18 protein-coding genes and 1 pseudogene are annotated in these 22,175 nt (G+C 71.6%); 13 read left to right on the top strand and 6 right to left on the bottom strand.

Translation table 11 applies throughout. The features are described 5' to 3' along the window. The first annotated feature begins 1 nt into the window (after nt 1). Both ACZZ98_RS00865 and ACZZ98_RS00860 read left to right on the top strand, forming a co-directional pair. On the top strand, nt 2-1,138 hold the full coding sequence (locus ACZZ98_RS00865; RefSeq protein WP_463514516.1) for a nicotinamide-nucleotide amidohydrolase family protein: 1,137 nt from the start codon (nt 2-4) through the stop codon (nt 1,136-1,138). 166 nt (nt 1,139-1,304) lie between these two features. Then, on the top strand, nt 1,305-1,607 hold the full coding sequence (locus ACZZ98_RS00860; protein WP_380085067.1) for a helix-turn-helix domain-containing protein: 303 nt from the start codon (nt 1,305-1,307) through the stop codon (nt 1,605-1,607). An 87-nt stretch (nt 1,608-1,694) separates the two neighbouring features. Here ACZZ98_RS00860 and ACZZ98_RS00855 read toward each other — a convergent pair whose 3' ends face one another. The 4 genes from ACZZ98_RS00855 to ACZZ98_RS00840 all read right to left on the bottom strand — a co-directional run bounded on the left by ACZZ98_RS00855 (nt 1,695) and on the right by ACZZ98_RS00840 (nt 9,310). Continuing rightward, a complete protein-coding gene (locus ACZZ98_RS00855; protein WP_463514515.1) occupies nt 1,695-2,564 on the bottom strand; it encodes a DNA-formamidopyrimidine glycosylase family protein in 870 nt (289 codons plus the stop codon). 22 nt (nt 2,565-2,586) lie between these two features. Beyond that, complete coding sequence (locus tag ACZZ98_RS00850; RefSeq protein ID WP_463514514.1) at nt 2,587-7,359, bottom strand: ATP-dependent helicase; 4,773 nt, start codon at nt 7,357-7,359, stop codon at nt 2,587-2,589. A gap of 98 nt (nt 7,360-7,457) precedes the next feature. Further along, on the bottom strand, nt 7,458-8,684 hold the full coding sequence (locus ACZZ98_RS00845; RefSeq protein ID WP_463514513.1) for an MFS transporter: 1,227 nt from the start codon (nt 8,682-8,684) through the stop codon (nt 7,458-7,460). 38 nt (nt 8,685-8,722) lie between these two features. Further along, nucleotides 8,723-9,310: a helix-turn-helix domain-containing protein gene (locus ACZZ98_RS00840; protein ID WP_463514512.1), complete on the bottom strand. Its 588-nt coding sequence runs from the start codon at nt 9,308-9,310 to the stop codon at nt 8,723-8,725. A gap of 109 nt (nt 9,311-9,419) precedes the next feature. Between ACZZ98_RS00840 and ACZZ98_RS00835 the strand changes: the two genes are divergently transcribed. After that, nucleotides 9,420-9,644, top strand: a complete 225-nt coding sequence (locus ACZZ98_RS00835) for a DUF3046 domain-containing protein (RefSeq protein ID WP_380085060.1) — start codon at nt 9,420-9,422, stop codon at nt 9,642-9,644. Nucleotides 9,645-9,647: 3 nt separating this feature from the next. Then, the gene (locus ACZZ98_RS00830) at nt 9,648-10,655 is read left to right on the top strand and encodes a nitronate monooxygenase (protein ID WP_463514511.1); all 1,008 of its coding nucleotides are present in this window, start codon (nt 9,648-9,650) and stop codon (nt 10,653-10,655) included. Between the two features lie 126 nt (nt 10,656-10,781). On the opposite strand, the gene ACZZ98_RS00825 is transcribed toward ACZZ98_RS00830, so the two are convergent. Then, nucleotides 10,782-11,687: an RNase H family protein gene (locus ACZZ98_RS00825; RefSeq protein WP_463514510.1), complete on the bottom strand. Its 906-nt coding sequence runs from the start codon at nt 11,685-11,687 to the stop codon at nt 10,782-10,784. A 35-nt stretch (nt 11,688-11,722) separates the two neighbouring features. On the opposite strand from ACZZ98_RS00825, the gene ACZZ98_RS00820 reads away from it, so the two are divergent. The 9 genes and pseudogenes from ACZZ98_RS00820 (at nt 11,723) to ggt (ending at nt 21,482) form a co-directional block, all read left to right on the top strand. Continuing rightward, nucleotides 11,723-12,181 carry a GNAT family N-acetyltransferase gene (locus ACZZ98_RS00820; RefSeq protein WP_463514509.1) on the top strand — a complete coding sequence of 153 codons (459 nt, stop codon included), beginning with the start codon at nt 11,723-11,725 and terminating at the stop codon, nt 12,179-12,181. A gap of 224 nt (nt 12,182-12,405) precedes the next feature. Beyond that, a pseudogene (recA, locus tag ACZZ98_RS00815) lies at nt 12,406-13,410 on the top strand (recombinase RecA); the annotation flags it as partial. A 288-nt stretch (nt 13,411-13,698) separates the two neighbouring features. Next, a complete protein-coding gene (locus ACZZ98_RS00810; protein ID WP_463514508.1) occupies nt 13,699-14,202 on the top strand; it encodes a regulatory protein RecX in 504 nt (167 codons plus the stop codon). A gap of 75 nt (nt 14,203-14,277) precedes the next feature. Beyond that, a complete protein-coding gene (locus ACZZ98_RS00805) occupies nt 14,278-15,267 on the top strand; it encodes a homocysteine S-methyltransferase family protein (RefSeq protein WP_463517699.1) in 990 nt (329 codons plus the stop codon). Nucleotides 15,268-15,306: 39 nt separating this feature from the next. Then, a complete protein-coding gene (gene miaB, locus ACZZ98_RS00800) occupies nt 15,307-16,824 on the top strand; it encodes a tRNA (N6-isopentenyl adenosine(37)-C2)-methylthiotransferase MiaB (RefSeq protein WP_463514507.1) in 1,518 nt (505 codons plus the stop codon). 117 nt (nt 16,825-16,941) lie between these two features. Further along, on the top strand, nt 16,942-17,613 hold the full coding sequence (gene def / locus ACZZ98_RS00795; RefSeq protein ID WP_463514506.1) for a peptide deformylase: 672 nt from the start codon (nt 16,942-16,944) through the stop codon (nt 17,611-17,613). Beyond that, on the top strand, nt 17,603-18,532 hold the full coding sequence (miaA, locus tag ACZZ98_RS00790) for a tRNA (adenosine(37)-N6)-dimethylallyltransferase MiaA (protein ID WP_463514505.1): 930 nt from the start codon (nt 17,603-17,605) through the stop codon (nt 18,530-18,532). Before def ends, miaA begins: the two co-directional genes overlap by 11 nt. Then, on the top strand, nt 18,525-19,427 hold the full coding sequence (gene dapF, locus ACZZ98_RS00785; protein ID WP_463514504.1) for a diaminopimelate epimerase: 903 nt from the start codon (nt 18,525-18,527) through the stop codon (nt 19,425-19,427). Before miaA ends, dapF begins: the two co-directional genes overlap by 8 nt. Before the next feature lie 366 nt (nt 19,428-19,793). Beyond that, a complete protein-coding gene (gene ggt / locus ACZZ98_RS00780) occupies nt 19,794-21,482 on the top strand; it encodes a gamma-glutamyltransferase (protein WP_463514503.1) in 1,689 nt (562 codons plus the stop codon). A 59-nt stretch (nt 21,483-21,541) separates the two neighbouring features. Here ggt and ACZZ98_RS00775 read toward each other — a convergent pair whose 3' ends face one another. Then, nucleotides 21,542-22,165, bottom strand: coding sequence for a class I SAM-dependent methyltransferase (locus ACZZ98_RS00775; RefSeq protein WP_463514502.1), 624 nt, complete (start codon nt 22,163-22,165; stop codon nt 21,542-21,544). Nucleotides 22,166-22,175: the final 10 nt, after the last annotated feature.

Genomic DNA, 22,175 nt, shown 5'->3' with positions numbered 1-22,175 from the left:
CGTGACGCCTGCTCCGGGTGGAGCGCCGACCGCGGTGAGCACCTGGAATCTGCCCAACGGCCTAACCATGCTCAGGATCCTGCTCGTCCCCGTCTACGGCGTGCTGCTGCTCAGCTCGGACGGGGCCGACCCGGCGATGCGCTGGTGGGCCGCCGTGGTCTTCGCCTTCGCGACGCTGACGGACCGCATCGACGGCGACCTGGCGCGCAGCCGCGGGCTCGTGACGAACTTCGGCGTGATCGCCGACCCGATCGCCGACAAGATGCTCATGAGCATGGCCTTCGTCGGCCTCTCTCTCCTGGGCGAGGTCTGGTGGTGGGTCACGATCGTCGTCCTGGTCCGGGAGTGGGCCATCACCGTGATGCGCTTCTTCGTCATCCGGCACGGCGTCATGCCTGCGGGCCGTGGGGGCAAGATCAAGACAGTGCTGCAGAGCCTGGGTCTGTTCTTCTTCAGCCTGCCCCTTGCCACGTTCCCCGAGCCGGACGTGTGGCGGTGGGGCGCCTCCACGCTGCTCGCGATCGCGGTGGTCGTCACGGTGGGCACCGGGCTGGACATCGGGATGAAGGCTCTGCGACTGCGGCAGACCAGCGAGCGCGCCGCCATGAAGCGGGCCAGTCGTGCTGCTCAGGGGCGCGTGGGAACTCGCGCCGCCGGCCCGGGCGCCCTCGTCCAGGCCTTGGTCGACAGGGGCCTGACGATTGCCACCGCCGAGTCACTCACCGGAGGGCTCGTCGCGGCGACACTCACCGAGGTTCCGGGTTCGTCCGCGACCGTGCGAGGCGCGATCGTCGCCTACGGCACCGATCTCAAGAGTGAGCAGCTCGGGGTCGACAGCGCACTCCTGAGCGCCGGCGGTCCGGTCCAGGCCGAGGTCGCTCGGCAGATGGCTGCGGGCATCTGCCGGGTGCTGGACGCCGACGTCGGGATCTCGACCACCGGCGTGGCCGGACCCGGACCGCAGGACGGCGTCCCCGTGGGGACCGTCTTCGTCGCCGTGGCGCACCGGGGGACGGTGACCGTGCAGGAGCTGCAGCTCTCGGGCAGCCGCGAGACCATCCGCGCGGCCTCGGTCGTCGCGGCCCTCGACCTGTGCGCGTCGCGCGTCACGGAGGAGTCGGCGGCGGACGGCGCCTGAGCCGTTCCCCGAGGGTGCGGTGGCGACACGCCGGACCCCCTCGCACCGCCACGCCGAACCACCAGCAGGAATAGGACTTCGTGCGGAACACTTCGACGTGAGGGGACCCATGCGATGTAGCGTGGTTCCAGACGAGTTGCCCGGACGCCGAAGGGAGGCACCCATCATGATCCTGCTCCGACACGAGCTCGGTGAGGTGCTGCGCGAGCGGCGGCAGGAGCAGGGCCGCACCCTGCGTGACGTGGCTGCGGCCGGTGCCGTCTCACTCGGCTATCTCAGCGAGGTCGAGCGTGGCGTCAAGGAGGCCTCCTCGGAGCTCCTCGGTGCGATCTGCGAGGCGCTCGACATCCCGATGTCGGTGGTCCTCGACGAGACCGCCCAGCGCGTGGCCCGCGTCGAGTCGATCACCGCCCCGGTGTCGCTGCCCGTGGGCGACCGGGCCTCCGTGGTCTCCGCCTCCGCAGCCTGACCGACCCGCTCGCGTCCGACCCGGCGACACTGGGCACGGTCGTCGGTGCCACCCTCGGAGCACCGTCCTTCATGCCGGGCGTGCCGCTCAGGCGCGTCGGTAGGGCGAGCGGCGACCGGCTGACGAGGAGCCCAGCGGACGTTGGGGCCGTCCGTCGTCGTGCGGAGCGAGGCCGCCCTGGCAGGTCGGGCAGTAGAACATCGTCCGCTCCTGCCCCGCGGGGCCGGTCATCGCCACGCGCACGGTGTCTCCACAGCGTCGGCAGGGGCGACCCGAGCGCGCATGGACCCACATCTCCTCACCCTTGCGCCGGACACCGGTGGGCGCCTGGACCGCGTGGAGGCGACCGGCGTCGAGCAGGTGCTGCGCTCGATCGATGATCGCGACGACCCGCTCCCGGGGCAGCTCGGCCACCGGGGTCCACGGGTGCTGGCGCTCGATGAACAGGGTCTCCGCGGCATACATCGTGCCGACGCCGGCGAGGTTGCGCTGGTCGAGCAGGGCCGACCCGATGGGACCACCAGCAGCAAGGACCCGCTCAGCGGCGACCTGCAGGTCCCAGTCGGGACCGAGCGTGTCGGGCCCGAGGTGACCCACGACGTCGCCCTCGCGGTGGGTCGGCAACAGCTCGAGCAGGCCGAGCCGAAGTCCGAGTGCCGTCCAGGCGCTGGTGCCGATGGCCGCCCTCAGGTCCGCCCGGCGCAGCCATCGCGTCGTCTCGGTCGGGGACTCGATGCGCCACTGGCCCTCCATCTTGAGGTGCGAGTGGAGGGTCACCCCGGAGTCGAACCGGTGGAGCAGGTGCTTGCCACGACTCACGACCTCGACCGTCGTCGTCCCGCGCAGGTCAGCGGTCGCGATCTCCGGGAAGCGCAGGTCACTCAACGTGACCACCTCGCCGGCCAGCGCCCGGTGCAGGCGGGTGGCGGTCCGCCACACCGTGTCGCCCTCAGGCATCGAGCTGCCTCCTTGTCATGCGTCAGCGTCGCAGCCGGAGGCCACGCGGGGTCGCGTGGAAGCCGGCCTGCGCCAAGGCATCGACGAGGGGATGGCCCGAGCCGAGCAGGGCGCCGCCATCGGCCTTCTCGACGGTGAGCCGACCCAGGGCCCCCTCGCGCACGGCCAGGGCGAGGGCATCGGCGGCGGCCTGGAGGGTCGTGGGGTCGTCGGTCCAGGAGAGCAGGGTCTTGCCACCCCGCTCGACGTAGAGGACGAGGTCACCGTCGACGAGGATGACGAGGGCGCCGGCCTTGCGGGCGGGCTGGTGGCCCCGTCGACCGGAGGTGCCCGCGCCGTCAGCCTGATCGGCACCCTCGGCGACGGGCCGGTCGGGCCACGGCAGGGCCGCGCCGTAGGCGTTGGCCGGATCGGTGGCCGCGAGCACGAGAGCAGGCTGCGCCACGGGATCGGGGGTGGCGCCGAGCTGCCGGGCGTGTGCCCGCAGCCGGTCGATGGCTCCGGTCGTCGCGAACTGTGCTGCGCCCAGGGACTCGACGAAGTATCCGCGCCGGACCCGGCCGGACTCCTCGGCGGCGGCGAGGACCCGATAGACGGCGGCGAACCCTCCGGTGACGTCCTCGGCGACGACGCTGCCCCGGGTGAGGACGCCGTAGCGGTCCTGGAGGACCTCCGCCGTCGCCAGCAGGCGCACGGTGGCATCCTGCTCGACCTCGGGCAGGAGCGCCCAGCGGCCCGCGACCACCGCAGGTGCGGTGCGTGCGACGGACAGGGGTCGGGAGGCACCCCGACGGCCACCGAGGGTACCCAGGGATCCGGTGCGACCGGCATACCGGGTGGTGCGTGGGCCGGCGGCGGAGCGCTTGTGCGAGGTGCGGCCACCGGCGAGCAGGGCACGCACTGGCGCGAAAGTGTCGCCGGAGACGTGACCGGACCACACGAGCGACCAAAGGTCCTCGACCACCTCGTCGTCCGTGCCCGCGACCGTGTCGGCCAGGGCGCGGAAGAAGTAGGCGCCACCCCCCGAGAGCACGTCCAGCAGGGCCTGAGCCCGGTCGCCCAGCTCGGTGCCGTCGGGAGCAGCCATGGTCACGTCGGCGTTCTCGGCGAGGTGGAGGGACACCCAACCGTCGTCACCGGGGAGCGACCCGTGACCGCGCCACAACACCTCTCCGACGCTCATGAGCTCGTCGAGGAGCGCGGGGGAGTAGCCGACGACGCGGGCGGGCAGCACCAGCGACTCGAGGGCGCTGGCGGGGAGGACGGCCCCGGAGAGCTGCTCGACGGCGCGGATGAGGCCCTCCCGACCACGCAGGCCACCGCCCACCGACTGCCACTGCGGCAGGAACCGAGCGAGCTCGACGGCCGCCACTGGCTCGACCTCGGCACGCAGCGCCGCCAGGGACCGGCGGCGCAGCGTGCGCAGCACCTCGGCGTCGCAGTGGTCGAGACCGTGCTGCCCGCCACCGCTCTCGGTCGGCAGGAGCTCACCCTCGACGACGCGCCCGGTGGCGACGAGGCGGCGCAGCGCATCGAGGGCGACGGCTGGGCCCACGCCCCACCACTGCGCCACGGCCTGGGTCGGGAAGGGCCCGTGGGTGCGGGCGAAGCGGGCCACGAGGTCACCGAGCGGGTCGGGCACGGGCTCGAGGAACGTCTGGGGAACGCCCACGGGGAGCGAGACCCCGAGGGCGTCGCGCAACCGCGAGGCGTCCTCGATCGCGGCCCAGCGCTCCTCACCGGCGATGCGGACCCTGATGACCCGGCGAGCCCCCTCGAGGTCGACGAGCCAGCCGCCGATGTCGCGGGTCGGCACCGTGTCGCGGGTCCGACGCTCGATCTCGGGGAGCGACAGCGGACCCAGGGTGCGCAGGAGGTCGGCCACGTCCTCGCCGTCGCGGCACCGGCGGTCCTCGGCGAGGCGCTGCAGCTCGGACTCGGTCCGGGCGATGGCCTCGGGGTCGAGAAGGTCACGCAGCGACAGGCCCTCGCCGCGACCCAGCAGCTCGGCGAGCAGGGTGGGATCGAGCGAGAGGGCGGCGGCGCGCTTCTCGGCGAGTGGGGAGTCGCCCTCGTAGAGGAACTGTGCGACGTAGCCGAACATCAGCGACCGGGCGAAGGGTGACGGCTGCGCAGACTCCACGTCGACGAGCGTCACCTCACGAGAGGCGATCGAGGACATGAGGGCCGTCAGGCCGGGCACGTCGAAGACGTCCTGCACGCACTCGCGCACCGTCTCGAGGACGATGGGGAACGAGGCGTACTGGCTGGCGACCTCGAGCAGCTGGGCCGCCCGCTGGCGCTGCTGCCACAGCGGTTGACGACGGTCGGGACGTCGCCGGGGCAGGAGCAGGGCCCGCGACGCGCACTCGCGGAACCGGGCGGCGAACAGGGCCGATCCGCCGATCTCGCCGGTGACGAGGTCGTGGACGTCGTCGGGGTCGAGCCGGACGAGCTCGAGCAGCTCGGCGGCCGCCCCCTTGCCGGACGAACCCTCACCGTCGAACTCGAGGTCGGGGAGCCGGAAGACGATGCCGTCGTCACCGTGCATGGCCTGCACGTCGACCCCGAACCGCTCGCGCATCCGAGCCGAGACGCAGAGGGCCCACGGGGCGTGCACCTGGCCCCCGAAGGGACTGTGCACGGCGACCCGCCAGTCGCCGATCTCGTCGCGGAAGCGCTCGACGACGATGGTCCGGTCGTCCGGGACGTGGCCGGTCGCGGCCCGCTGCTCGTCGAGGTAGCCGACGAGGTTGTCGGTGGCCCAGGCGTCGAGCCCGGCGGCCGAGACTCTGGCGCGAGCAGCCGCGGGGGTGGACCCGGCGACCTCGCGGACGAAGGCGCCGACCGCCTTGCCCAGCTCGGCCGGCCGGCCCAGCTGGTCGCCCTTCCAGAACGGCAGCTTCCCCGGCTGGCCCGGCGCCGGGGTGACGAGCACCCGGTCGTGGGTGATGTCCTCGATCCGCCAGGTGGACGTGCCGAGGGTGAAGACGTCGCCGACGCGCGACTCGTAGACCATCTCCTCGTCGAGCTCGCCCACGCGGCGGCCCGTGCCCTCGCCGGTGGCGAGGAACACGGCATACAGCCCGCGGTCCGGGATGGTGCCGCCGGAGGTGACGGCGAGGCGTTGGGCGCCCGGCCGCCCGGAGAGGACCCCGCCCACACGGTCCCAGACGATGCGGGGGCGCAGCTCGGCGAACTCGTCGCTGGGATAGCGGCCCGACAGCATGTCGAGCACCGACTCGAGGATCGACCGGGGCAGGCCCGCGAAGGGCGCAGCGCGGCGGACGACCTGCTCGAGGTCGTCGACGGTCCAGTCGTCGAGCGCGGTCATGGCGACGATCTGCTGGGCGAGGACGTCGACCGGGTTGGCGGGCACCCGGAGCGACTCGATGGCACCGGCCCGCATGCGCTCGACGACGACGGCCGTCTGCACGAGGTCGCCTCGGAACTTGGGGAAGAGCACTCCGCGTGACACGGCGCCGACCTGGTGGCCGGCCCGGCCGACCCGCTGCAGGCCGCTCGCCACGGAGGGTGGGGACTCGACCTGGATCACGAGGTCGATCGCACCCATGTCGATGCCGAGCTCCAGGCTGGAGGTCGCCACCACCGCGGGGAGGCGGCCGGCCTTGAGGTCCTCCTCGATGAGCTGGCGGTGCTCCTTGCTGACCGAGCCGTGGTGGGCGCGCGCCAGGATGGGCGCGGCTCCCGAGGAGGCGCCGGACTGGGCCATCACCTGGGCGGGAGTGCGGGAGGACGAGGACGAGCCGGTATGCCGTCCGCCCACCTTCGCGACCGGCTTGCCCCCGCCGTCGCCGTCGCTTCCCGCTGACTCAGCCACTTCGGCGGCCGCGGCCTCGAGCCGCTCCTCCCAGATCTCGTTGAGGCGGGCGGTGAGCCGCTCGGCCAACCGCCTCGAGTTCGCGAAGACGAGCGTCGACTGGTGCGATGCCACAAGGTCGACGATGCGCTCCTCGACATGCGGCCAGATCGAGGCGCGTCGCGCGGCGCCGGAGGCCGGCCCGCTCAGGTCGTCCTCGATGACCTCGCCGAGGGAGGACATGTCGGCGATGGGCACGACGACGTCGAGCTCCCACTCCTTGGTCGACGGCGGGCGGACGACGTCGACAGGCCGACCGCCAGCGAGGTAGCGAGCGACCTCGTCGACCGGCTCCACGGTGGCGGACAGCCCGATCCGCTGGGCCGGCCGGTCGAGGAGCGCGTCGAGGCGTTCGAGCGACAGCGCCAGATGAGCTCCCCGCTTGGTGCCGGCCACGGCGTGCACCTCGTCGAGGATGACGGTCTCGACGCCGCGCAGGGCCTCGCGCGCCTGCGAGGTGAGCAGCAGGAACAGCGACTCGGGCGTCGTGATGAGGATGTCGCTCGGTGCCCGGGCGAAGGTGCGGCGCTCGCCCGCCGGTGTGTCCCCGCTGCGCACCGACACCGTGATGTCGGGCTGGGGCACACCGAGCCTGGTCGCTGCGTGACCGATGCCGACGAGGGGACTGCGCAGGTTGCGCTCGACGTCGACGGCCAAGGCCTTCATCGGCGAGATGTAGAGGACGCGGCAGCGCCTCAGCTTCTCGGCCGGCAGGGGCTCGGTGCCGAGCCGGTCGAGCGCCCAGAGGAAGGCCGACAGCGTCTTGCCCGAGCCGGTCGGTGCGACGACGAGCGCATGGTGCCCCGAGCTGATCGCCTCCCAGGCCCCGGCCTGGGCCTGGGTGGGCGCGCTGAAGGAGTCGCGGAACCACGCCGCGGTGGCGGGGGAGAATCGCTCGAGAACGTCAGCCGTCATGAGGTGTCCAGCCTCTCACCCGGTGCCGACAGCCGCGTCGATGGCGGTGTCGCTCTTCGCGGGGGCGTCGTGACCGGTGGCACCCGGTGGAGCGCTCGTCAGGTGTCGACGTTCTGCCCAGCACCGCGGATGGGACGGGCCCGATCCATGGCGCGCCACTCGGGTTGCAGGCCGGAGACGGTGGTGGACACGAAGTAGACCGCGCCGGCGACGCCCAGTGCCGGGGCGACGCCCATGGCCGCGACCGCCACACCGCCGACCACACCACCCACCGGGAGACCGGCCCAGGCGAGGGCGTCGGCGAGCGAACCCACACGACCGACGATGTGGCGCGGCACGCGCTCGAAGAAGAGCGCGCTGATCGTCGGGTTGACGAAGCCGGCCCCCAGACCGGCGACGACGTTGGAGCCGATGATGAGCCACAGCGGCGCGTCGAGGGCCAGCACGAGGTAGCGCGGAGCCCCGGAGAGGGTGAAGCCCACGAGGTAGGCCGTGCGCCGGCTGAACCGACCGGCCATCGTCGTCGCGACGAGGCTGGCGGCGACGGCCGCGCCTCCGTAGAGCACACCGACCAGCCCGACGAGCCCGGCGTCGTAGCCGTTGGTCAGGGCCCAGGTGGGGAGCATGACCCCGAGGTAGGCGGCCTCGAGGAGGTTGGTCACGGTGATCATCGCCAGGATGGAGCGCAGCAGCCGGTCCTGGCGCAGGAACGAGGCCCCGGCCCGGAGGCGGGAGAGGTAGGAGCCGCCCTCGCGCGAGTCACCGAGCGTGACCCGGGGGATGAAGAGCGCGACGACCAGGGCGCTGAACAGCGCGGCCCCTGCCGTCACCGCGACGGTCTGGGCGGCGCCGAACGCCATGACGAGGAGTCCACCGAGTCCCGCGCCGAGGAGCCCGCTCGCGCGGTCGATCGTGCTGTCGAGGCCCGTGAGGCGTTCGAGGGGGACGCCGGAGGCGTCCGCGACCGCAGGGATCATCGCGTTGCGGGCGCCGTCGCCGGGGCCGCGGAACGCACCGGCCAGGGCCACGAGGCCCAGCAGCAGCGGAACGCGATCGGGCAGCGAGAGGTGCCCGACGGCATACAGGATCGGGATGAGGCCGAGGAACACGCCACTGACGACGTCGCCCAGGACACTGACGACCCGTGGGCCGTAGCGGTCGATGAGGGGTCCACCCAGCGCCTTGGCGATGACGTAGGGCGCCATCTCCGCCGTCAGCACGAGGCCGGCGAGAGCGGGGGAGTTGGTCTCGGTGAGGACGAGCCACGGCAGCGCGATCGTCGCGACGCGGGTGCCCGCGATCGACACGCTCGAAGCCGCGAACATGCCGTAGAGACTGCGCCGGCTAGGGCGCGCGTGCAGGCTCACTCCGGTGACATCCCGGGGGCGAGGAAGACCTCCAGGTTGACCGACACCGGGCGTGCCGTGTCGGGTGCGTCCACCGTCCCCTGGTGCGGTCGGTAGCCGCGGATCACACTGATGACGTCGCGCATCAGCGAGTCCGTCTCCTCCGGCGTGAGCCGCAGGGTGTAGTTGCTGAACGTACCGGCGTCCTCCCACTCCGTCGGCAGGGTGGCGATCTCGGCGATGGCGCGCTGGGCGTTCTCGGCGTAGCCGGCCGCCACGGCGGACAGGTATGCCGCAGACGTCACCTTGTCGGCGTCGTGCGTGTCGAAGTAGGTGCGGGCGTGGGCAGCGCGCCACCACCGGTCCCGGGCGTTGCCGAGCTCGCTGGCCTCGACGACGAAGCCGGCCTCGGCGAGCTGTCGCACGTGGTAGCTCGTGGCTCCCGTGTTGACCCCGAGGTGGGCGGCCAGACGGGAGGCGGTGGCCGGTCCGTGGAGGCGGAGGGCGCTGAGGATGCGTGGTCGGAGGGGGTGCGTCAGCGCCTTGAGCGTCGTCGCATCGAGGACGACGTCCCGACGGGGGTCGGGCTCAAGAGGAACTGGCATGGCGTTGACCTTACAAAGGAATCTCTGTGATCGCTGGATGAGCACGAGGGCCGTGCGTCCGGGTCGCAGGGGCCTGGTCGCCAGCATGCCGTGTGACAGACTCGCGGACATGCGGATCAGTCAATTCTGGACGCTGATGAACGACGAGTTCGGCGAGACCTACGCGCCCACGCTGGCGCGCGACCACGTCCTCGGCGTCCTCGGCGGTCGCAGCGTTACCCAGGCCCTCGAGGAGGGCATGCACCCTCGACTCGTCTGGCTGGCGCTGTGCGACGACATGGACGTGCCGCCGGAGCGTCGGCTGGGTCGGGTCGACGCACCGCGACGCGGCTGACCGGTGACGCTGCTCGATCGAGGGTTGGTGCTCGCGCCGATGGCGGGAGGGCCGAGCACGGTCGACCTCGCCGCTGCGGTGACCTCGGCGGGAGGGTTCGCCTTCCTCGCCGGCGCCTACCTCCCACCTGACCGGCTCCGTGACGACATCGTGCTGCTGCGCGCGGCCGTCGGTGGTGCGGCGTTCGGGGTCAACCTCTTTGCACCCAGCCCCTACGAGCCGGGGAGCGCCGCCCGGGTGCTGGAGTACGCCAACCGGCTCCAGCCGCTCGCGGACAAGGCGGGCATCCCCCTCGGCGACGCCATCCACGACGACGACTCCTTCGATGCCAAGATCGAGGTGCTCCTCGCCGAACGCCCGGCCGTGGTGTCGTTCGCCTTCGCGTGGCCACCCGCCCACGTCGTCGACCGCCTGCGAGGGGCTGGGATCGAGGTGTGGGTCACCGTCAACGACGCGAGCGAGACGGCCTGGGCCGACGAGCTCGGCGTCGACGGCATCGTGGCGCAGGGCTGGGAGGCCGGTGGGCACCGTGGCGGCCCGGTCGACAGCGGCCACCACCAGGCCCCCACCCGGATGCTCCTGCAGAGCATCCGGTCACTCACCTCCCTGCCGGTCATCGCGTCCGGGGGTGTCGCCGACCCGGCGCACCTCGCCGGCCTCCTCGCGGCCGGTGCCCATGCCGTTGCCAGCGGGACGGCCTTCCTCCGTGCCGACGAGGCAGGCACGGTCGACGTGCACCGTCACGAGCTGGCCCGCCGCGCTGACACGGTCGTGACGCGTGCCTTCACGGGGCGCAGCGCCCGGGCCCTGGTCACCTCGTGGACCGAGGTCTTCACCGAGGTCGCGCCCGCGGCCTACCCCCAGGTCCACCACCTCACGGCGCCCCTGCGCGCCCACGGCAAGGCGACCGGCCAGCCCGACCTCGTGCACCTGTGGGCCGGGACCGGGCACCGCAGCGCGCGGCAGGGCCCGGCGAGCGAGATCGTCGCGCACCTGCAGTCGCGCGTCTGACCCGCGCACCTCACCCCCCGCCGCATTATCGGGTCACCCGATAAAGGTCCGCTCGACCCGAGGTGGCACCTCGGGTCGAGCGGCACAAAGTCGGGTTGAGCTGCGGCGCGCGTCGGAAGGCCCGGTTCAGCCCTCCGGCGTGCCCTGGTGGAACAGCTGCTGCCAGTGGCCGCTGGTCCGGACCCAGAGGGAGGAGCGCAGGGTCGTCTCCGTGTCGCGCACCGCGCGCCAGGTGAGGAGCAGCGTGTCGGGACCGACCGGCATACAGGCGATGACGTCGAGGGTGACCGGCTCCGCGAGGGGGGCGATCTCGTCGAGGATCTCCTCACGCGTCCAGAGGCGGCCCGAGCGGCCGATCTCGGACCACTGCGGGTGGAGGAGTGCGGCGACGGCGGCGCTGTCGGAGCGGGTGTCGTCCTCGAGGAGCTGTCGTTCGAGGGCGATGACGTGCTCGGCGTCCGAGAGCACCGGGGCGTCGACCAGCTCCGAGAAGAGGTCCGGCTCGGGTGCCTGAGGCGCCGCCGAGGGAGCAGCTGCAGGGTCGGAGCGCTCGGGCGCGGCGGTGCCCCGTCCGGACCACCCGGGGCCGGGGTCGGGAGCCCTGCCCTTCTGGTATGCCGTCGCGGCACCGTTCGCGAGGCGGTCCGCCTCCTCGTTGAGCGCGTGGCCGGAGTGGCCCTTGATCCACTCGAAGCGCACGTCGCGACCGGCCATCGCGCGGTCGAGTGCCTGCATGATCTCGACGTTCATGACGGGCTTGCCGTCGCCCTTCTTCCAGCCCTTGCGCTTCCAGCCGGGCATCCACTGGGTTATGGACTTGATGACATAGGTGCTGTCGCAGTAGATGACGAGCTCGTCGTCCACGCCGGCGGTCTGCTCGAGCAGGTTGAGGACGGCGGTCAGCTCACCCTGGTTGTTGGTGCCGTGCGGCCAACCGCCACAGGCCCAGTGGTCCTCGTCGACGAACCAGCCCCACCCCGCGGGTCCGGGGTTGCCCAGGGCCGAGCCGTCCGCTGCCGCAATGATCGTCACGGCGCAGGAGTCTGCCAGTTGCCTAGGCTGGCCGCGTGGACCCGTCGCCCGTGCAGATTCGTCGCCAGCGCTTCACCGAGCTCGACCCGGTCGTGGCCTACCGGCTCTGGGCGCTGCGCTCCGAGGTGTTCGTCGTCGAGCAGGGCGCGGCCTATCTCGACCTCGACGGCCGTGACACGGAGCCGGGGTCGTGGCACCTCTGGTGTGCCGACGCCGCGGGTGTGCCGGTCGCCACCCTGCGGGTGCTCGACGACGGCGACGTGTGGCGCGTCGGCCGGGTGGCGACGGCTCGGTCGGCCCGGGGCCGCGGCCTGGCGGCCGCGATGATGCGAGAAGTGGTCGCGACGGGGTCGGACCGCACGATCGTCCTGGACGCGCAGACGCAGCTGAGGGACTGGTATGCCGCGTTCGGCTTCGTCGTGACCGGCGCCGAGTACGCGGACGAGGACGGCATCCCGCACGTGCCGATGCGTCGTGAGGCAGCAAGCAGCTGAGCGCGCGGCGTGTCGCGGACGCGCCTCCCTGCGTCGAACACGTGTTCGTCTACTGTTGTCCACAGGTCGCCGGACCGGCGGCATCTGTCCACAGCTTCACGGCAGCTGCAGACGGTTGTCGGTGCGACGACCTAGCGTCTGACCCGAGATCGCGACGAGACCGACCGCGAGACGGGTCGCCGGCGGACGCGCACATCGAACGACACAGGAAGAGCAGGTGCGACATGGCAGCAGCAGCCGTCAGGAACGCGAACGACCGCGACAAGTCCCTCGGCATGGTCCTCGGCCAGATCGAGAAGCAGCACGGCAAGGGCGCGATCATGCGTCTGGGCGACGACGTGCGGGCCCCGATCGAGGTCATCCCCACCGGGTCGATCGCGCTCGACGTGGCGCTCGGCATCGGCGGGCTCCCACGTGGCCGTGTCGTCGAGATCTACGGCCCAGAGAGCTCGGGCAAGACCACGGTCGCCCTCCACGCCGTGGCCAGCGCCCAGCGCGCGGGTGGCATCGCGGCGTTCATCGACGCCGAGCACGCCCTCGACCCCGAGTACGCAGCGAAGCTCGGTGTCGACACCGACAACCTGCTCGTGTCGCAGCCCGACACGGGGGAGCAGGCGCTCGAGATCGCCGACATGCTCATCCGGTCCGGTGCCCTCGACATCATCGTCATCGACTCCGTCGCCGCCCTCGTGCCGCGAGCCGAGATCGAGGGCGAGATGGGTGACAGCCACGTCGGTCTCCAGGCCCGCCTCATGAGCCAGGCACTGCGCAAGATCACCGGTGCGCTCAGCAACACCGGGACGACCGCGATCTTCATCAACCAGCTCCGCGAGAAGATCGGCGTCATGTTCGGCTCGCCCGAGACGACGACCGGTGGCAAGGCGCTCAAGTTCTACGCCTCGGTCCGCCTCGACGTGCGCCGCATCGAGACCCTCAAGGACGGCACCGACCCGGTCGGCAACCGCACCCGCATCAAGGTCGTCAAGAACAAGGTCGCCCCGCCGTTCAAGCAGGCCGAGTTCGACATCCTCTACGGGCAGGGCATCTCCCGCGAGGGTGGCCTCATCGACATGGGGGTCGAGCACGGCTTCGTCCGCAAGGCCGGCGCCTGGTACACCTACGAGGGCGACCAGCTCGGCCAGGGCAAGGAGAACGCGCGTTCGTTCCTCAAGGACAACCCGGACCTCTCCGACGAGCTCGAGAAGAAGATCAAACAGAAGCTCGGCATCGGCCCTCAGGTCGACACGCCGCTCGAAGTGGTCCCCGAGGTGCCGGTCGACTTCTGAGTCGCCGCACGCACCTGATCGCCTCGAACCGGTTCTGTCACAGTGGGATTCGCTGACTCGGACGCACCTCCGCCCCCGTGGGTGGAGGTGCGTCCTCCCGCGCCCGGGCATTCAGGGAATGGCGACCCATCTCCCGTGCGCGACGCGGCTCGCGCGCTGGAGGCAAGGCTCACGGCGAGGTCGGCGGCCGGTGCAGGTCGCCGGAAGCCCACCCCCCCACCGCCCCCTGATGTGGCTGTCGAGGGCGTCGAGCCCGATGCCCATGACGTCGCGCGCCAGATCGTCCTGCGACAGCTGACGAACTCTCCGAAGTCCCGAGCCCAGCTCGAGCAGGCCCTGGCCAAGCGGGACTGCGACCCGGCGGTGGCGGCCGCCGTGCTCGATCGCCTGGAGGAGGTCGGCCTCGTCGACGACGAGGCCTATGCCGGCATGCTCGTCAGGTCCCAGCAGGCCGGTCGGGGGCTCGCGCGGCGAGCCCTGGCCCAGACGCTGCGGCAGAAGGGCGTCGCCGACGACGTCGCCGAGTCCGTCCTGGACGAGGTCGACCCCGCAGCGGAGGAGGACCGGGCCCGCGAGCTCGTCGAGAAGCGGTTGCGGCGACTCCACGGCCTCGATGCCGTGGTGCAGCAACGCAGGCTCGCCGGCATGCTCGCGCGCAAGGGATACCCGTCCGACGTGTCCATGCGGGTGATCCGAGAGGCGATCGCCATGACCCCTGAGCACCAGCGGGACTGACCCAGCCGGGCTCTGGCGTCCGCTCCGCACATCGGCAACGGTTGAGGTCCGGTGCGCGGGAAGGGCGGTTCGGTGATGTTCGACGTGGCACGCAGCGTGACCCCCTCCGATCGGCGGACGACCCGACCCAGATGGGTCACCGACGGTGGGCTCGAGACCGACCTGATCTTCCACCGCGGCATGGACCTGCCGGGCTTCGCGGCCTACCCGCTGCTGGACAGGGCCGAAGGTCGAGCGCTGCTCGCGAGCTACTACACCGGCTTTGCCCGGGTGGCCAGCCGGGCGGGCGCCGGACTCCTCCTCGAGACGCCCACCTGGCGGGCCAGTCCCGACTGGGTCCGAGCACTCGGTGGCTCCCGCAGCGATGTCCGCCGGATCAACCTCGAGAGCGTGCTCTTCCTGGCCGGTCTCGCCGAGAGCCTGGTCGCCGACGGGGTCTCCCCGGGGGGCGCCGAGGGGTTCGACGGCACGGGGCACGGCCCGGACGTCCGCGTCTGCGGGGTGCTCGGGCCTCGGGGCGACGGCTACGTGCCCGGAGACCTCACCAGTGCCGAGGAGTTCGCTGAATACCACAGCGCCCAGATGGCGGCGTTCGCCGAGAGCGGGGCGGCGCGGGTCACGGCATACACACTCACGACGGTGGCCGAGGCGGTCGGCGTGGTGCTGGCGGCCCGAGCCGCGGGCGTCGAGGTCGCGATCTCGTTCACGGTGGAGACCGACGGGAGGCTGCCTGACGGGACACCCCTCGGGGAGGCGGTCGAGTCCTTGCGGCAGCAGGCCCCGCCGGACGGTCTCCTGCTCAACTGCGCCCACCCCAGCCACATCGCGGCAGCGCTGCGGGCCGACGGCAGCTGGACTACCCACATCACCGGTCTACGCGTCAACGCCTCGCGGCAGTCGCACGCCGAGCTCGACGACGCGGCCCAGCTCGACGAGGGCGACCTGCCCGATCTGGTTCGGGACCACGCGCAGCTCGCAGCCCGGCTGCCACGCCTCGACATCGTCGGTGGCTGTTGCGGCACGGACGTCAGGCACGTGGCCGCCCTGTGGGGCGTCGAGGTGTGACGGGATCCGTCGCCGGCGAGCACGTACCCTTGGGGGGCGATGAGTGAGCTGAAGACCTACGACGTGCGCACGCACGGCTGCCAGATGAACGTCCACGACTCGGAGCGCCTGGCCGGCCTCCTCGAGACAGCGGGCTATGTCGACGTCGCCAGCGTCGGTCTGGACGAGCGGCCCGACGCGGCCGACGTCGTCGTCTTCAACACCTGCGCGGTACGCGAGAACGCCGACAACAAGCTCTATGGCAACCTCGGCCAGCTGCGTCAGGCCAAGAAGCTCAACCCCGACATGCAGATCGCCGTCGGTGGCTGCATGGCCCAGAAGGACCGCGCCACCATCGTCCAGCGGGCGCCCTGGGTCGACGTCGTCTTCGGGACCCACAACATCGGCAGCCTCCCGGCGCTGCTGGACCGGGCGCGCCACAACAAGCGTGCAGAGGTCGAGATCCTCGAGTCCCTCGAGCGCTTCCCCTCGACGCTTCCGACCCGACGAGACTCTGCGTATGCCGCATGGGTCTCGATCTCGGTCGGCTGCAACAACACCTGCACGTTCTGCATCGTGCCGAGCCTGCGCGGCAAGGAGGCCGACCGCCGCCCCGGCGAGATTCTCGCCGAGGTCCAGGCCCTCGTCGACCAGGGCGTCGTCGAGGTGACGCTGCTCGGCCAGAACGTCAACACCTATGGGGTGGAGTTCGGCGACCGGCTCGCCTTCGGCAAGCTGCTGCGGGCGTGCGGGGAGATCGAGGGCCTGGAGCGGGTCCGCTTCACCAGCCCCCACCCGGCGGCGTTCACCGACGACGTCATCACCGCGATGGCGGAGACACCCAACGTCATGCCGAGCCTGCACATGCCGCTGCAGTCCGGGTCCGACAAGGTGCTCAAGGACATGCGGCGCTCCTACCGCAGCGCGAAGTTCCTCGGGATCATCGACCGCGTCCGCGAGCAGATCCCGGACGCCGCGATCACGACCGACATCATCGTGGGCTTCCCGGGCGAGACGGAGGCCGACTTCGCGCAGACCCTGCGCGTCGTCGAGCAGTCGAGGTTCTCGAGCGCCTTCACCTTCCAGTACTCCATCCGCGCGGGCACGCCTGCAGCCACGATGGCCGACCAGGTCCCCAAGGCCGTGGTCCAGGAACGGTTCGAGCGACTGGTCCGGCTCCAGGACGAGATGTCCTGGTCGGAGAACCGGGCCGTCGAGGGCCGCACCGTCGAGGTCCTCGTCGCGCCGTCGGAGGGCCGCAAGGACAGCCAGACCGCGCGGATGAGCGGCCGCGCCCGCGACAACCGGCTCGTCCACTTCTCGATCCCCAGCGGAGGCGAGGTCCCGCGGCCCGGCGACGTGGTGAGTGTCGACGTCACCTACGGAGCACCGCACCACCTCGTCGCCGACGGTGCCCTGCACGGCGGGACGTATGCCGTGCGCCGCACCGCCGGTGGCAACGCGTGGGCAGCCCTCCAGGACGCACCCGTCCCGGGCAAGCCCGGGGTCAGCCTCGGGATGCCGTCGATCGGGAAGCCGGCGACCGCGCCGGCGAGCGTGCCCGCCTGCGGCACCTGACCGGCATACCGGACATGTCCCCGCACGGATGGAGACGGCGACAGCCGGGTCGGACCACCGGGGCGTTGGGCAGGCCGTGGGTCGGATCACGTCCTCGTGGTTTGCGACAATGACTGCATGACGATCCGCGCCATCACCATCACGGGCGAGCCGGTGCTCCACCGGCGCGCCGAACCCGTCGAGGTCATCGACGACGCCATCCGCGAGCTCGTGGCCGACATGTTCGAGACGATGGACGCGGCACGCGGTGTCGGCCTGGCCGCGCCGCAGGTCGGGGTGGGCCTGCGCATCTTCACCTGGCAGATGGACAACTCCGACGGTGTCCCGCCCCGCGGGGTCGTCATCAACCCGTTCGTCACGGCGAGCAAGCCGGTGGCCGGCGACCCGAGCCCGAGCGACGAGTCCGAGGGCTGTCTCTCCGTGCCCGGTGAGTCGTTCCCGCTGCGTCGTGGCGAGACCGCCACGCTCACCGGCCTCGACCTCGACGGCAACGAGGTCTCGTATGCCGCGACGGGCTGGTTCGCGCGCATGTTCCAGCACGAGTACGACCACCTCAACGGCTTCCTCTACGTCGACCGGCTGCAGGGCAAGTGGGCTCGCAAGGCCAAGAAGGCGGTCCGGGCGAACGAGTGGGGGAAGCCGGGCCTGACCTGGATGCCCGGGCGGGACCGTGACCCCTTCGGCCACGACGACGTGGACGATGAGGACACAGCCGAGTTCGACAACTACGCCGAAGGCGGTGGGCACGCGGAGGGCCACGCCCGGTCCGAGGACGAAGTTGCCCGCTGACGACCCGCTCGTCATCGCGGTCGTCGGCCCGACGGCCAGTGGGAAGTCCGAGCTCGCCCTGCGCATCGCCGAGAACGTGGGTGGTGAGGTCGTCAGCGCCGATGCCATGCAGCTCTATCGCGGCATGGACATCGGCACGGCCAAGCTGCCGGTCGCCGAGCGCCGGGGGGTGCCGCACCACCAGATCGACGTCCTCGACGTCATGGACGACGCGACCATCGCGCGCTACCAGCGTGAGGCGCGCGAGTCGATCGACGACATCCGCGACCGCGGCCTGCATCCCGTCGTCGCGGGCGGATCCGGGCTCTACGTCCGCGCGGCGCTCGACCACCTCGACATCCCACCCACCGACCCGGACGTGCGGGCCCGCCTCGAGGCAGAGGCGGAGGCTCGGGGCGCCGCAGCGACGTATGCCGCGTTGTCCGAACGCGATCCCGCTGCGGCCCGGAGGATCGGTCGCCACAACGTGCGGCGGCTCGTCCGCGCCCTGGAGGTCATCGAGCTCACCGGTCGCCCGTTCAGCGCATCGATGCCCGACCGACGTCACCTGCACCCGACCGTGATGGTGGGCCTTCGCCCGCCACGGGAGCTGCTCGACGAGCGCATCGTGGAGCGGGTCGCGCAGATGTGGGCGTCGGGTCTCATCGATGAGGTCAAAGGCCTTGTGCCACAGGGGATCCGCGAAGGTCGCACAGCATCCCGAGCTCTGGGGTATACGCAGGCGTTGGCCCAGATCGACGGCACGATGACCGAGACGGCGGCCCGGGCCGAGACCGCCCAGCTGACCCGCCGCTACGCGCGCCGTCAGGAGTCCTGGTTCCGACCTGACCCGAGGATCGACTGGTTCGACCCCGGGACCGCGACCGGCGTCGACGATGCCGTGGCGCACGTCGAGCGGGCCATCGCCGACAATGGCTGACATGACCGCACAGCGCTTCACCAAGGGGCATGGCACCGAGAACGACTTCGTGCTGCTGCCCGACGTCGACGCGCGCCTGGACCTCGATGCCGACCTGGTGCGCCGTCTGGCCGACCGGCGGGCGGGCATCGGCGGCGACGGTGTCATCCGCGTCGTCCCGACCGCCTCGTCGACCGAGGAGGCCGTGCGGGCCCAGGCCGACCGGGCCTCGTGGTTCATGGACTACCGCAACGCAGACGGCTCGGTCGCGGAGATGTGCGGCAACGGCACGCGGGTCTTCGCGGCATACCTACGTCGTGAAGGTCTCGAGACGGCCGACGAGTTCGAGATCGCGACGCGCGGCGGCACCAAGGGCATCAGGTTCGAGGGCAGTGGTGACAGCGCGGTGATCGCCACCAACATGGGGCCATGGCGCTTCCTCGACGCCACCAAGGCGGAGGCCGACGGCTTCGACTCCATGGTGCTGCTGCGCGACCGCCCGCTGGCCGAGGACCCGTGGTCGGCGCTCTCCGTCGACCTGGGCAACCCGCACACGGTCGTCGCCCTGCCCGAGTCCGTCGACCTGGCCACGCTCGACCTGTTCCACGCTCCCGAGGTGCGGCCGGTCCCGCCCCACGGCACCAACATCGAGTTCGTCCGCGTGGTCGGGTCGGCGCACATCGCCATGCGCGTCCACGAGCGTGGCGTCGGCGAGACCCGCTCCTGCGGCACCGGTGTGTGCGCGGCGGCCCTCGCCACGAGCTTCTGGTCCGGCCACGCCGAGCCCGCCCAGGACTGGACGGTCGACGTCCCCGGAGGTCGCCTCCGGGTCCGAGGACTGCCCGACCACGAGGTCGAGCTCGCAGGCCCCGCCGCCCTCGTCGCCGACGGCACGATCGACCTCTCCGCCCTCTGAGCGCCACCGCCGACTGACCGACGGGCCGACCGACCGTAGCGCAGGGCTGTGCGTGCGTTCGACCGAAGGGCGTAGCGCGCCCATCAGGTGAAGGTGCGGCGGTAGAGGGACGTGGCGCGCGAAGCCCGAAGGGCGACTGAGCGCGCACAGTCCTGCGCAAGGTCGGGCGACCCGGCGCGACCTGTTGGGGATGCGGTACTGGCGGGTCGGTCGTAGCGTCGGAGCATGAGAACTCCCACGACTGTCCTCGCCCTCGTTGCTGCGGGTGGTGTTGCTGCTGCGCTTGCCGTGCCAGCTACCGCCGCCCCAAACCCGACTCGAGGTGGGCCGCCGCCCGTTGGGCATGAGCTCCCCAAGGTTCCGGTGATGACGGGTGGTGGGGGAGCCGTGGCCTCGGTCGACCCCATCGCCTCGCAGGTCGGCATCGACATCCTCGAGAAGGGTGGCACGGCTGCGGATGCCGCGGTGGCCACGGCGGCGGCGATCGCGACGGTCGAGCCGTACTCGTCGGGCATCGGTGGTGGCGGGTTCTTCGTGCACTACGACGGGCAGACCAGGAAGGTCACCACGCTGGACGGGCGCGAGACGGCGCCGGCGACGTTCCACGAGAAGGTCTTCCTCAACCCCGACGGCACGCCGATGGACTTCAACACGGTCGTGAACTCCGGTCTGTCCGTGGGCACGCCGGGCACGGCGGCCACCTGGGACGCGGCGCTGAGGTCCTACGGGACGATGAGCCTCAACAAGGTGCTCAAGCCGGCCGAGGAGATCGCCCGCAAGGGGTTCGTCGTAGACCAGACCTTCCACCAGGACACGGTCGACAACGCCAAGCGGTTCTCGATGTTCCCGGCGACGGCGGAGATCTACCTGCCAGGCGGCGCACCCGTCCCGGTCGGGGGCGTGCAGCGCAACCCCGACCTCGCCAAGGCCTACCGCGAGCTGCGCACCCACGGCATCGCCTCACTCCACACCGGCCGCATGGGAGCGGACCTCGTCAAGGAGGTCCAGGACCCCACGACGGCGCCGGGCGTGACGGTCCCGAAGGGGCAGCTCACGGCAGCCGACCTCGCGGCATACAAGGTCAACCGCAAGGCCCCGACGCACTCCGAGCACAAGGGCTTCGACGTCTACGGCATGGACACCCCGAGCAGCGGTGGCATCGCGGTCTCCGAGATCCTCAACCTGCTCGAGTCCTTCGAGGAGCGGACGAGCAGGCAGGTCAAGGACCTCTCCGAGGCGGAGTACCTCCACTGGTTCAGCGAGGCCTCGGCCATGGCGTTCGCCGACCGCAACCGCTACGTCGGCGACGTCCCCGGCGTCCCGACCGCTGAGCTGACCTCGCAGGAGTTCGCCGACGAGCGCTCCTGCCTCTTCGACCCTGCCAAGGCGCAGGCGCGTCCCGTGCCGTTCGGCTCACCCGACGGCAGCTATGCCGGGGCGTGCGCAGGCTCCGGCACCTCGCTGCTGCCCGGCGACGGCGGGTCCACGACCTCGCTCACCGTCACCGACAAGTGGGGCGACGTCGTCACCTACACCCTGACCATCGAGCAGTACGGCGGCTCCGGCATCGTCGTCCCGGGCTGGGGATTCCTGCTCAACAACGAGCTGACGGACTTCAACTTCGCACCGACGACGCCCGGCGTCCCGGACCCCAACCTCCCGGATGCGGGCAAGCGGCCGCGCAGCTCGATGAGCCCGTCGATCGTCCTCAAGGACGGCCGTCCCTACCTCACCGCCGGCAGCCCCGGCGGAGCGACGATCATCACGACGGTGGCCCAGATCATCGCCGGCGTGCTCGACCGTGACCTCAGCGTCGGTGACGCCGTCGCAGCACCGCGCCTCTCCTCGCGCAACGGCGCGGAGGAGGCCGAACGAGCCATCTTCGCCACCGACATCGGTGCCGAGCTGAGGGCCAAGGGTCACGTGCTGCGCGACCGTCCGGTCATCGGCAACGGCACGGCCATCCGCAGCCTGTCGCCGTCACTGTGGACGGCAGCCGCCGAGCCCACGCGCCGTGGTGGAGGTTCGGCCATGGTGGTCGACCCGCAGAACTGAGAACCCACGCCTTGTGTGCCTCAGGAACGGGTATGGACCGTTCTGAGGCACACAAGGCATCAGTTCTTGTCGACCTGAAGGACGCGGAAGCCCTTGTTGGATGCAAAGCGGGCACACGGCATACGCAGGTCCGACTCGATCCAGCGCTGCAGGCTGTCGGAGCCGAGGTTCCGCTGCACGACGAGGTATGCCGTCCCACCGGGTGCCAGGCTCGGCAGCCACCGCCGCAGCAGGTCATGGAGTGCGGCCTTGCCGATGCGGATCGGCGGGTTGGACCAGATGAGGTCGTATGCCGCGTCGCTGGCGACCTCGTCCGGCGTCGCCGCGCGGACGTGGTCGAGTCCCAGGGCGGCCGCGTTGCGGTTGGTCAGCTCGACGCTGCGCTCGTTGACGTCGACGCCGAGCACCTCCGCGTGCTCCGAGAGCAGCCCGAGGGTGAGGGCGATCGGACCCCAGCCGCAGCCCAGGTCGAGGAACCGTCCGGAGGGCGGCGGGTCGGGCGCCTCGTCGAGGAGGACGGCCGTGCCCTTGTCGAGCCCACCGGGGCTGAAGATGCCGGGCGCGACCTCGACGGTGAGCGTCCGGCCGGCGAGGCTGACGGTGAGCGGGCGGCGCTCGTCCGGGCTCGCGGGGGAGGCGGTGAAGTAGTGGTCCCCCGAATCCGTTGGCCCCGAGTCGGTCATAGATGAGACC

Source organism: Knoellia sp. AC549, assembly GCF_979258975.1.
This window is presented reverse-complemented; position numbering and strand designations above follow the sequence as displayed.

Coding starts and splice junctions, on each gene's coding strand:
- ACZZ98_RS00805 (WP_463517699.1), top strand. CDS start 14,278: ATGTTCGACGTGGCACGCAGCGTGACCCCCTCCGATCGGCGGACGACC.
- ACZZ98_RS00775 (WP_463514502.1), bottom strand. CDS start 22,165: ATGACCGACTCGGGGCCAACGGATTCGGGGGACCACTACTTCACCGCC.
- def (WP_463514506.1), top strand. CDS start 16,942: ATGACGATCCGCGCCATCACCATCACGGGCGAGCCGGTGCTCCACCGG.
- dapF (WP_463514504.1), top strand. CDS start 18,525: ATGGCTGACATGACCGCACAGCGCTTCACCAAGGGGCATGGCACCGAG.
- ggt (WP_463514503.1), top strand. CDS start 19,794: ATGACGGGTGGTGGGGGAGCCGTGGCCTCGGTCGACCCCATCGCCTCG.
- ACZZ98_RS00855 (WP_463514515.1), bottom strand. CDS start 2,564: ATGCCTGAGGGCGACACGGTGTGGCGGACCGCCACCCGCCTGCACCGG.
- ACZZ98_RS00850 (WP_463514514.1), bottom strand. CDS start 7,359: ATGACGGCTGACGTTCTCGAGCGATTCTCCCCCGCCACCGCGGCGTGG.
- ACZZ98_RS00845 (WP_463514513.1), bottom strand. CDS start 8,684: ATGTTCGCGGCTTCGAGCGTGTCGATCGCGGGCACCCGCGTCGCGACG.
- ACZZ98_RS00840 (WP_463514512.1), bottom strand. CDS start 9,310: ATGCCAGTTCCTCTTGAGCCCGACCCCCGTCGGGACGTCGTCCTCGAT.
- miaB (WP_463514507.1), top strand. CDS start 15,307: ATGAGTGAGCTGAAGACCTACGACGTGCGCACGCACGGCTGCCAGATG.
- ACZZ98_RS00860 (WP_380085067.1), top strand. CDS start 1,305: ATGATCCTGCTCCGACACGAGCTCGGTGAGGTGCTGCGCGAGCGGCGG.
- ACZZ98_RS00835 (WP_380085060.1), top strand. CDS start 9,420: ATGCGGATCAGTCAATTCTGGACGCTGATGAACGACGAGTTCGGCGAG.